6 protein-coding genes and 1 pseudogene are annotated in these 9897 nt (G+C 60.5%); 1 reads left to right on the top strand and 6 read right to left on the bottom strand.

What is annotated here, in order from left to right; genetic code table 11:
• Positions 1-1516, bottom strand: a pseudogene (locus V7Q10_RS01850) (excinuclease ABC subunit UvrA); the annotation flags it as partial.
• A gap of 168 nt (positions 1517-1684) precedes the next feature.
• On the opposite strand from V7Q10_RS01850, the gene V7Q10_RS01845 reads away from it, so the two are divergent.
• Complete coding sequence (locus V7Q10_RS01845; protein WP_333867328.1) at positions 1685-1993, top strand: rhodanese-like domain-containing protein; 309 nt, start codon at positions 1685-1687, stop codon at positions 1991-1993.
• 59 nt (positions 1994-2052) lie between these two features.
• On the opposite strand, the gene lpdA is transcribed toward V7Q10_RS01845, so the two are convergent.
• The 5 genes from lpdA to V7Q10_RS01820 all read right to left on the bottom strand — a co-directional run bounded on the left by lpdA (position 2053) and on the right by V7Q10_RS01820 (position 9855).
• A complete protein-coding gene (lpdA, locus tag V7Q10_RS01840) occupies positions 2053-3447 on the bottom strand; it encodes a dihydrolipoyl dehydrogenase (protein WP_333867327.1) in 1395 nt (464 codons plus the stop codon).
• Between the two features lie 75 nt (positions 3448-3522).
• Positions 3523-4110, bottom strand: a complete 588-nt coding sequence (locus V7Q10_RS01835; protein ID WP_333867326.1) for a DUF924 family protein — start codon at positions 4108-4110, stop codon at positions 3523-3525.
• Positions 4111-4160: 50 nt separating this feature from the next.
• Complete coding sequence (locus V7Q10_RS01830; RefSeq protein WP_333867325.1) at positions 4161-5414, bottom strand: MFS transporter; 1254 nt, start codon at positions 5412-5414, stop codon at positions 4161-4163.
• Between the two features lie 91 nt (positions 5415-5505).
• The gene (gene queA / locus V7Q10_RS01825) at positions 5506-6540 is read right to left on the bottom strand and encodes a tRNA preQ1(34) S-adenosylmethionine ribosyltransferase-isomerase QueA (protein WP_333867324.1); all 1035 of its coding nucleotides are present in this window, start codon (positions 6538-6540) and stop codon (positions 5506-5508) included.
• Between the two features lie 15 nt (positions 6541-6555).
• Complete coding sequence (locus tag V7Q10_RS01820) at positions 6556-9855, bottom strand: YhdP family protein (protein ID WP_333867323.1); 3300 nt, start codon at positions 9853-9855, stop codon at positions 6556-6558.
• Between the last annotated feature and the right edge of the window lie 42 nt (positions 9856-9897).

Genomic DNA, 9897 nt, shown 5'->3' with positions numbered 1-9897 from the left:
CAAGCCGGATGCGCTGGCTTTCGCCGCCCGAAAGCGTGCCCGCCGCGCGCGACAACGTCAGGTAATTCAGCCCGACATTGACCAAAAACCCCAGCCTTTCTCGAATTTCTTTCAAAATTGCCTTGGCGATTTCGTTCTTTTGCTTGCCCAAAGTCTCGGGCACGCCGCCGATCCAATCAAAGGCCTCGAAGATCGACATCTGCACCACTTGGCCAACATGCAGGCCCGCGATTTTCACCGCCAAAGCCTCGGGCTTCAGCCGGTAGCCGCCGCAGGTGCCGCAGGGGCGGTTGTTCTGAAACCGCTCCATCTCGTCACGGCTCCAGGCGGAATCGGTCTCGCGGTAGCGCCGCTCCATATTCGGCATAACACCTTCAAAGACCCGGCTGACCGAATAGATCCGCCCGCCCTCGTCATAGCGAAACGGAATCTCTTCGCCCCCCGAGCCTTGCAGGAACACCGCCTTGACCTTTTCAGGCAGATCCTTCCATTTGGTCTTTTTATCAAAGCCATAGTGCTTGGACATCGCCTCGATGGTCTGGGTGAAATAGGGGCTTTTCGACTTGGCCCAAGGCGCAATCGCCCCGCCCAGCAGCGTCAGGTTCTGGTCGGGCACCACAAGGCGCTCGTCAAAAAACAGCTCCATCCCCAGCCCGTCACAGACCGGACAAGCACCCAAAGGCGCGTTAAAGGAAAACAGCCGCGGCTCGATCTCGGGGATGGTAAAGCCCGAAACCGGGCAGGCGAATTTCTCGGAATAGGTGATGCGCTCGGCCTCGCCCTCGCCTTCGGCCGGGGCAGTTTCAATCACCGCGATGCCTTCGGCAAGGTTTAGCGCTGTGCGAAAACTATCGGCCAACCGCGTCTCAAGCCCCTCGCGCACCACGATGCGATCAACCACCACATCGATGTTGTGACGCAGCTTTTTGTCCAGAACCGGCGGCTCTTCCAGCTCGTAAAATGCGCCGTTGACCTTGATGCGCTGAAAGCCCTGCTTGCGCAGATCAAGGAATTCTTTGCGGTATTCGCCTTTGCGGTCGCGCACAATCGGCGCCAGCAGATAGGCGCGGGTGCCTTCGGCCATCGCCATCACGGCATCGACCATATCTTGCACCTGCATCGCGGTGATCGGCTTGCCGGTCGCGGGGCTATAGGGGGTGCCGACACGCGCGAACAGCAGGCGCAGATAGTCGTAAATCTCGGTCACAGTGCCCACGGTCGAGCGCGGGTTTTTCGAGGTGGTCTTTTGTTCAATCGAAATCGCAGGCGAAAGGCCCGAGATATGATCGACGTCAGGTTTGCCCGCCATATCAAGGAATTGCCGCGCATAGGCCGAAAGACTTTCGACATAGCGACGCTGGCCTTCGGCATAGATGGTGTCAAAAGCCAAAGAGGATTTGCCCGACCCCGACAGCCCGGTGATCACCACCAGCTGATCGCGCGGAATGTCCACATTGACGTTTTTCAGATTATGCTCGCGCGCGCCGCGCACTTCGATAAATTTCTGCTCTGCCATAGCCCACCTTAAGTTTGGCTATAGATAGGCGGGATTTGGCGAGTCTCCAATCGAATTATGTGAACGAAAGATGAACGCAGGCGAAGAATGTGGAAAACTTACGCAAGAGGCTTTACACATTCTGAAAGTCGAATATATAGGGGGCAGGTTTTCAAAGAAAGCATCCCCATGTCACAGATCACTGCAAAAGACGCCATCGCCAAGGCTGCAAAGGGCGAAATCACCGTATTGGACGTGCGCGAGGCCAATGAGTTGGCCGCAAGCGGCAAGGCCGCAGGCGCTGTGCATATTCCGCTGGCGCTGGTCGCCTTGCAAGCTGCGGAAAAACTGCCCGCAGGCAAGCCGATTGCGGTATATTGCGCCGTGGGCGGCCGCGCCGGCATGGCCGCGCAAGCGCTGGCAGGCATGGGGTTCGAAGTGCACAACATCGGCGGTTTTGGCGATTGGGCCAATGCAGGCGGGCCGGTCAGCCGCTAAGGCATAAAAAAAAGGCAGGGGGCCTGCGCCCCCTGCCCATCGATTGTCTCTGCGGCCGTTTAGATATGCAGCGCGCGCCCATAGGCATCCAGAACCGACTCGTGCATCATCTCGGACAGGGTCGGATGCGGGAAGACGGTGTTCATCAGGTCTTCTTCGGTGGTCTCAAGCGCGCGACCGATGACATAGCCTTGGATCAGCTCGGTCACTTCGGCACCAATCATATGCGCGCCCAACAGCTCGCCGGTTTTGGCGTCGAAAATCGTCTTGATAAAGCCCTCGGCCTCGCCCAAAGCAATCGCCTTGCCGTTGCCAATGAAGGGAAAGCGGCCGACTTTAAGCTCGAAGCCAGCCTCTTTTGCCTTGGCCTCGGTCATGCCGACGCTGGCGACCTGCGGATGGCAATAGGTGCAGCCAGCAATCGAGCCGGGCTTGATCGGATGCGGATGGCCGCCCGCGATCAGCTCGGCCACCATCACGCCTTCGTGGCTGGCCTTATGCGCAAGCCATGGCGCGCCTGCGATATCGCCAATGGCGTAAAGCCCCTCGACGCCGGTGCGGCAGAATTCATCGGTGACGACATGGGTGCGGTCGATCTTAACGCCCAAAGCCTCTAGCCCAAGGTTTTCGATATTGCCGATGATGCCGACGGCCGAGATCACCGTGTCAAATTCCATCGTCGTGGTGCCCTTGGCGTCTTCCAGATGCGCCGTCACCTTGCCGTTGCCGCGGTCCAGCTTTTTGACCGTGGTTTTCTCAAGAATTTTCATGCCCTGTTTGACAAAGGCCTTTTTGGCAAAGGCGCTGACTTCGGCGTCTTCCACCGGCAGCACGCGGTCCATCACTTCGACAACCGTGGTATCTGCACCCAAGGTGTTGAAAAAGCTTGCAAATTCAATACCAATCGCGCCGGATCCGATCACCAGCAGCTTTTTCGGCATGCGTTTGGGCTGCAAAGCGTGGCGATAGGTCCAGACCAGATCGCCGTCTGCCTCAAGACCCGGCAGCTCGCGCGCCCGCGCGCCGGTGGCAAGGATGATGGATTTCGCGGTCAGCTCTTCGACACCCTTGGCGGAGGTGACCGAAACCTTGCCCTTGGCGGGCAGCGTGGCCTCGCCCATAAAGACGGTGACTTTGTGCTTTTTCATCAGATGGCCGATGCCGCCCGAAAGCTGCTTTGCCACCCCGCGCGAGCGCGCAACCACAGCGTTAAGGTCATAGGAAATGCCGGTCGCGGCAAGGCCAAATTCCTTGGCGCGGTGCATCAGGTGAAACACCTCGGCCGAGCGCAACAGCGCCTTGGTCGGGATACAGCCCCAGTTCAGGCAAATGCCACCAAGGTTTTCACGCTCGATAATGGCGACCTTCTGGCCAAGTTGCGACGCCCGAATTGCGGCAACATAGCCGCCGGGGCCTGCGCCGATTACGATCACATCAAAGTTTTGAGCCGCCATCTTTCCCTCCTCAGAAAAAGTAGTTTGCCATTAAACTATTTTTCAAATCCGCGCAACAATGCAGGCGCCGCAGGGCTATGCGTCTGGTGCATGGCTTGATTTCAGCCCCCGCACAATCGCGCCATAGCCGCCGTTTTCCAGAAATTCGGCCTCTTCTGCCGTCATCTTGCGCCCCAAAGCCGCGTTTCGAAACGGAAAGCGGCCAAAGCGAGCGATGATCGCCTGATGTGCCTTGGCGTGCAGCGCCATATCGGGCACCGAGGCCAAACGGGTTTCCATATAGCTGACGGCAAGCGCCTGGTCGGCCGGATCTTCGGAATGCTCGAACGGCATATAGAAGAATTGGCGTTCAGGTTCAGGGGCTTGCAGATCCCAGCCCTCGGCCACGGCCTTGCGGGCTGCTGCACGCGCACGGGCATCGGTGGCAAAGGCAAGCGCGTCGCCGCGGTGGATATTGCGGGCCATCTGGTCGCAGATAATCAGATAGGCCAGCGTGCCCGCAGGCCCGTCGACCCAATGCTCGATGCCGTCACTATGGGCGGCCTGCCACAGATCGCCAAACCGCGCCGCGATTTCCGCGTCCAGCTCTTCACTGCCCAGATACCAGCCCTCGGGGCCAATATCGCCAAGCCAGAAATCCAGCACTTCAATCGGATCAGACATAACACACCTCGCTTTGAGGCCAGCCTGACAGGTTTGCGCGCAGCCTGCAATCAATCGCGCAGCGGCTCCTCGGCGCGCTCAAGTGCTGCCTCCACGGCCACAACCGAGCTGTTGGGCGTCATCGGCGTATAGGCGCCATGCGATTCGGGCGTCATCCGCCGCTGCGTCATCCGCCAGGCGGTATAGCCCGACAGCACCGCAAACAGCACCGCCATGAACAGGAAAAACCCGTTCGGCCCGACCTGCGCCATGATCCAACCGGTGATCACAGGGCCGGTGATTGCGCCCAAGCCATTGATAAAGATCAGCCCAGCCGAGGCCGCAGCCATATCGGAATTATCAAGGTAATCATTCACATAGGCCACCAGCAGCGAATAAAGCGGGTTCGAGATGCCGCCACCAAGCGCCCCCACCATCACCAAAACAACAAAGGGCACCTGGCCTGCAAAGGCGCTCCAGACAATCGGCAGCATCAGCACCGCAGCCCCCATCGCCGAGAGCCCCAGCACCAACCCGCGACGGTCCATCCGGTCGGAAAACCAGCCAATCGGATATTGCAGCACCAAGCCACCAACATAGATAAAGGCCACAAAGATCGAGATTTCCTTAACGCTTAGCCCCGCCTGCGTGCCCCAGACCGAGGCCATGCCGAATTGCGCCGAAAACACGCCGCCCAGCAGAAACATCCCGACGCAACCCAAGGGCGAGGCCTCGTAAAGCCTGCGAAAACTCAGCGGTTTGGTCAGCTCGAAGGCTGGGGCCTGCGATACGGTCAGCAAAATCGGCGTGAAGGCCAGCGACACCAGAATCGAGGGGATGACAAACAGGATAAAGCCCGAAGGATCGCCCACGTTCAGCAAAATCTGCGCCATGATGATGCCAACCATCTGCATGATCAGATAAAGCGACAGCGCTTGGCCCCGCGTCTCATTGGTCGAGGCAGAGTTCAGCCAGCTTTCCGCCGTGATATACACGCCCGAGAACGAAAACCCGATCAAGACCCGCATCACCACCCAAGCGATCCAATTCGGCGCCACCGCATACATGATCAGCACCGCGGAAATCATCGAACCAAGGGCGGCAAATACCCGCACATGGCCAACGCGGCGAATCATATCAGGCGCCATCCGCGAGCCGAACAGAAAGCCCAGAAAATAGGCCGACATCACGAAAGACATCTGCAATGTGGTGAAATGTTCCAAATTGCCGCGAATGCCCAACAGCGTGCCCTGCATGCCATTGCCCAGCATCAACAGCATGATCCCGAGCAAAAGCGCCCAAGCGTTGCGAAGAACGATCAGCATGTCTTGGCCTTTCAAAAGCGGCGTTACGCGAGCCTATGCGGCAATCGTGAACAGCAGATTACAGATTGCGACGCTTAATGTCGATTTCCGCTTATGGGATCAGAAGCGAGCTATCACCATAGGAAAAGAACCGATAGCGCTGCGAAATCGCGTGATCATAGATCGTCTTGATCCGCCCCTGCCCCATCAGCGCCGAGACCAGCATCATCAGCGTAGATTTTGGCAAATGAAAATTGGTCATCAGCGCATCGGCGACGACAAAGCGGTAGCCCGGATAGATAAAGATGTCGGTCTCGCCCTGCCAAGGCGCGATCTGGCCCGAGGCCGCCGCCGTCTCGATCAGCCGCAGCGCGGTGGTGCCCACCGGGATCACGCGGCCACCTGCGGCCTTGGTGGCGGCAATCTCGGCTGCGGCTTGCGGGCTGACCTCGCCCCATTCGGCGTGCATCTTATGGGTGGTGACATCCTCGACCTTGACCGGCAAAAAGGTGCCCGCGCCGACATGCAGGGTGACTTCGGTGAAATCGACGCCCTTGGCCGCAAGCGCTGCCAGCAGGGCTGCGTCAAAATGCAGGCTGGCGGTGGGGGCTGCAACCGCGCCTGCGTGGCGGGCGAAAACGGTTTGATAATCGGTGTTGTCTTGCGCATCTGCGGCGCGTTTGGCGGCGATATAGGGCGGCAAGGGCATCAAGCCGGCGGCTTGCAGTGCCGCGTCAAAATCATCGCCCTCAAGGTTGAAGGCAAGCCGCAGATCGGTGGCGGATTTATCGGCGACGGTGGCGGAAAGCTGATCCGAGAACCGGATCACCTCGCCAATATTGACCTTGCGCAAAGGCTTGGCCAAGGCGCGCCAGCCGCCCGAGGCTTGCGGTTCCAACAGCGTGATCTCGACCTTGGCCACCGCCTCGCCGCGCGCGCGGGTGCCAAACAGCCGCGCGGGAATGACCTTGGTGTTGTTCAAGACCAAACGGTCGCCTGCGCGAAAAATATCCACCAGATCAAACACATGCATATCGCTGATCGCATCGCCCTGCGCCAGCAACAGCCGAGCCGCACTGCGCGGCTGCGCCGGGCGCACCGCAATCAGGTCTTCGGGCAGATCAAAGTCGAAATCAGACAGGTTCATCACAGGCTTTCAGGCTTAGGGTTTGGTCTTCATCACAGGGGCAGCCGAGCGAAAGATCTCGCGGAACATGCCCGGCGTCAGGATCGACAGCGGGTTCACCGAAACATCCGGGTCCGAGGCCTTGCCGCGCAGGGCATAGTTAAACCCAAATAGCCCCTCGCCGCGCCGCGTCAACAGCGCACCGATGCCGTTCAGGATATAGACCGGCGAGATCACGCCCTGCATGAAGAGTTCGTCTGTCGAGGTCTTATAAACCCCCGCCATCGAAACCCCAAGCGAGGCCCCCACCGCCGAACCACGGGTCACTTCGACCCCATTGGCGGCCAGCACAAAATCGCCCTGTGCCTGATTGAACACCAGCCCCTCGCCGTTCAGCTGCTCAAGGATGCCCACCACCGAAATCGCGTTCAACAGATCGGCCAGCACATTGGTATTGCGCACCCGCAGGCTGCTCATCTCGATATGGCCATCATATTGGCCGGTCTCGGGGCGCGGGGTCAGGATCAAATCCAAAGCGCCGCCGCGTGCCGAGGCAAACACCCCCGCCGCCGCCAAAACCCCGCCCGCGTCCTGCGATTGCAGCCGCACCGCCGAGCCAAATTTCGAAGGCACAACCGTGCCACGCAGCGCCGTCTTACCATTCAGACCAGATTTAAAGCTGCCGTTAAAGCCGCCAGCAAGGCTGAAATCGCCCTGAAACTTGGTCAGGCTGATGGTTTTGCTGACGATCAGGCTATCAAGTTGCAGCGACACGGGGCCGTCGCCAAGCTGGCGGCCTGCGCCACGCTGCGAGGCAGGCGGCATGGCGCGCAGATCGACACGGCCTCCGGTCACCGCCAAGGCAGGCGCGCGCGCCCTGCCGCGACCGCGAAACTCGACCGGAGCATCCAGCCACTCCAACAGCTGCACGCGATCAAATCGCGCCAGATCCAAGCCGCCGCCCTCGCGCAGCGTCACCGAGCCCTGCGCCGTAAGTCCTGCCGCCGCAAGCCGCAGGCTGTCGACCTTTGGCAGCGTTGCAAGCGTGACCTCGGCGCTAAGGCTGCCGGTGGCGGCGGCAGGCTTGCTCCAGCCCAGCCCGTCAATCGAAAGCCCGATGCCCGCCAGATCCGATCGCAGCGATAGCTTGCCCGCCTGCCCGCGCCGCAGATCAATCGTCACCTGCGCCACGCCTTTGCCCGAGACCATGCCCTCAGGCAGGCCCAAGCCAAAGTCTTCTGCGGCCTGTTGCGAGAGGCTGATCGTGCCTGCAATCTGCGCCAGCCCCTTGTCTGCCGCGCCAAAACCTTGGGAATAGCTGGCATCAAAAGGCACCACCCCAATCAGCCCCTTGCCGTTGATCTGCAACCCGGCGCGGGTGGCTGTCACATCCAAGCGCGGTGCCGTCAGCTTGCGGCCCGGCACCAAGGTGGTCGACACCACATCGCTCAGCACGCCTTTGACGCTGTATTCGACATCTTCGATCATGATCTTGGGTTGCAGCGGCAGCCGCAGCGTGGTGTCGATCACCGCCGTGCCCTGCCCCAAAGTCACCGGCAGATCGGCTTTTGACATGAAAAAGAATGGCGGCTGATCCAACAGCGACAGCGCCGCTGTCAGGCTGGAGCGGGTATGCAAGCTGACTTCGGCAATCGCAGGCATGGCGGTGACATCGGGGATCGAGAACACCGAAGTTGCAACATCAATCTTGCCGCCTTCGGGCGGGGTGACCGTGCCTTGGGTCAGCACCATACGATAGGTCTGCCCCTCGATGGTGGCCGAGCCCGAGCCAGCCTCGATGGGGGGCAAGGTGTCAACAAAGCGCACATCGGCATTGGCGAAATTATAGCTAAGGTGCAGCTGCGGTTCGCTGCCCTGTTGCAGTTGCAAATCCGCCTTCACATCCGTCAGCGCACCTGACAGGACATTCTTATCCACCCAAAGCCGCGTCATTGGCACCAGATTGACCGGCCAAAGCGCCACCAACCGATCATGGGCGATCTCGTTCAGTCCCAACGCGACCCCGACCGTCCAGCCCGCGGCTCCGGCGGCGATCTTGCCCTTGGCACTCAGCCGGCGCTGGTCTTCGGTCAGCACCAATTGCCCGATCTCGATGGAAAACGGGTCAACCCGCAGCCGCAGATCCAAAGCGCCCGCCGAGAAGTTTACCGGTTCTTGGAACAGCGCCGCTGGATCGACCACCACCTGACTGAATTGCAGCTGCGCCAGATAGGCCGCCGGCACATCGCGACCAAGCGGGCCCGTCATCCGGCTGCCATCGGCCTTGACCAGATAGGTTTGCCCCTCGGCCTGCAAGCGCAGCGTCGGGCTTTGCACCGACAGTTCGCTGACCGTCATGCGGCCCTGAGCGGGATCATAAAGCAGCCGCATATCGGCGCGGTCAAAAGCAATCGGCTGCACCGCGGGCGTCGGTTGCAAAGCCCCCGCCCCAAAGCTGAGGCTGGCGTCCAAAGCGGTGATGCCCTCGTCGGTCAGCGTGGTCTGAATCCGCCCCGACATCGGTGCATCCAAGGCTCCGGCCCAAGCAAAGGGCGCGACTTCGGCGGCGATATCCTTTGCGGCAACAGTGTCGATCTGCGCAGTAATCCGCGCGAGGTTTGTTGATTTCTCCGAGATCACCGTCAGCACCGCCTGCGCAGGCGATGGTCCCGAAATCACCGAAAGGCCAATTTCGGCCGCAACCGTGGTGGCGCGGTTGTCCAGCCGCATCCGCCCGTCGCCCAATTCCCACACCCGACCGGCGCGCGCATCCCGAAAGGTTATCGTCAGCGCTTCGGCCTCGACCGAGATCAAGCGATCTGCCATCGGCTGGGCAAAGGCGGCATCCACCGCATCAAACAGCTCGGAGAAATTCTTGATCTCGGTCTGGCTGCCACGCGGCGCGAAATCGAAATCGAAAGCACCGGTGCTGTCGCGGCTGATTTGCAGATGCGCACCGCTGACCTTCAGCCTGCGCAGCCTAATCTCGCCTTGCAACAAAGCCTCGGGATCAAAGCTGACCCGCACCTCGGGCAGCGTCAAAAGGGCTGCCCCATTGGGTTTAAGCAAGCGCACATCATCCAAAAGCAGCCTTGGCACCCAATCGGCATCGACCCGCAGCACCACTCCGCCAATCGCAATCGCGGCATTGGGCAAAGATTGCGCCAGCGCCGCATTGGCGCGCTGTTCCACTTCGGCCACCAGAAACACCGGCACCGGGATCGGCTTGCCGGTTAGCCCAAGCGCCGCAAAGATTAACCCGACCACCATCGCCAGCGTCAGCAGCCGCAGCCCAAGGCCGGTACGATGACGCGGCCGTGGGGGGGGCGCGGGCATGGGCGGGCCTTGCTCGGTAAGGGCTGCTTTCACCCTTTCCTC

The organism is Cypionkella sp. (genome assembly GCF_036782355.1).
Taxonomy (GTDB): Bacteria; Pseudomonadota; Alphaproteobacteria; order Rhodobacterales; family Rhodobacteraceae; genus Cypionkella.
This window is presented reverse-complemented; position numbering and strand designations above follow the sequence as displayed.

Excerpts from the sequence above, each read along its gene's own strand:
- V7Q10_RS01845 (WP_333867328.1), top strand. The coding sequence starts at position 1,685 with ATGTCACAGATCACTGCAAAAGACGCCATCGCCAAGGCTGCAAAGGGC.
- lpdA (WP_333867327.1), bottom strand. The coding sequence starts at position 3,447 with ATGGCGGCTCAAAACTTTGATGTGATCGTAATCGGCGCAGGCCCCGGC.
- V7Q10_RS01835 (WP_333867326.1), bottom strand. The coding sequence starts at position 4,110 with ATGTCTGATCCGATTGAAGTGCTGGATTTCTGGCTTGGCGATATTGGC.
- V7Q10_RS01830 (WP_333867325.1), bottom strand. The coding sequence starts at position 5,414 with ATGCTGATCGTTCTTCGCAACGCTTGGGCGCTTTTGCTCGGGATCATG.
- queA (WP_333867324.1), bottom strand. The coding sequence starts at position 6,540 with ATGAACCTGTCTGATTTCGACTTTGATCTGCCCGAAGACCTGATTGCG.
- V7Q10_RS01820 (WP_333867323.1), bottom strand. The coding sequence starts at position 9,855 with ATGCCCGCGCCCCCCCCACGGCCGCGTCATCGTACCGGCCTTGGGCTG.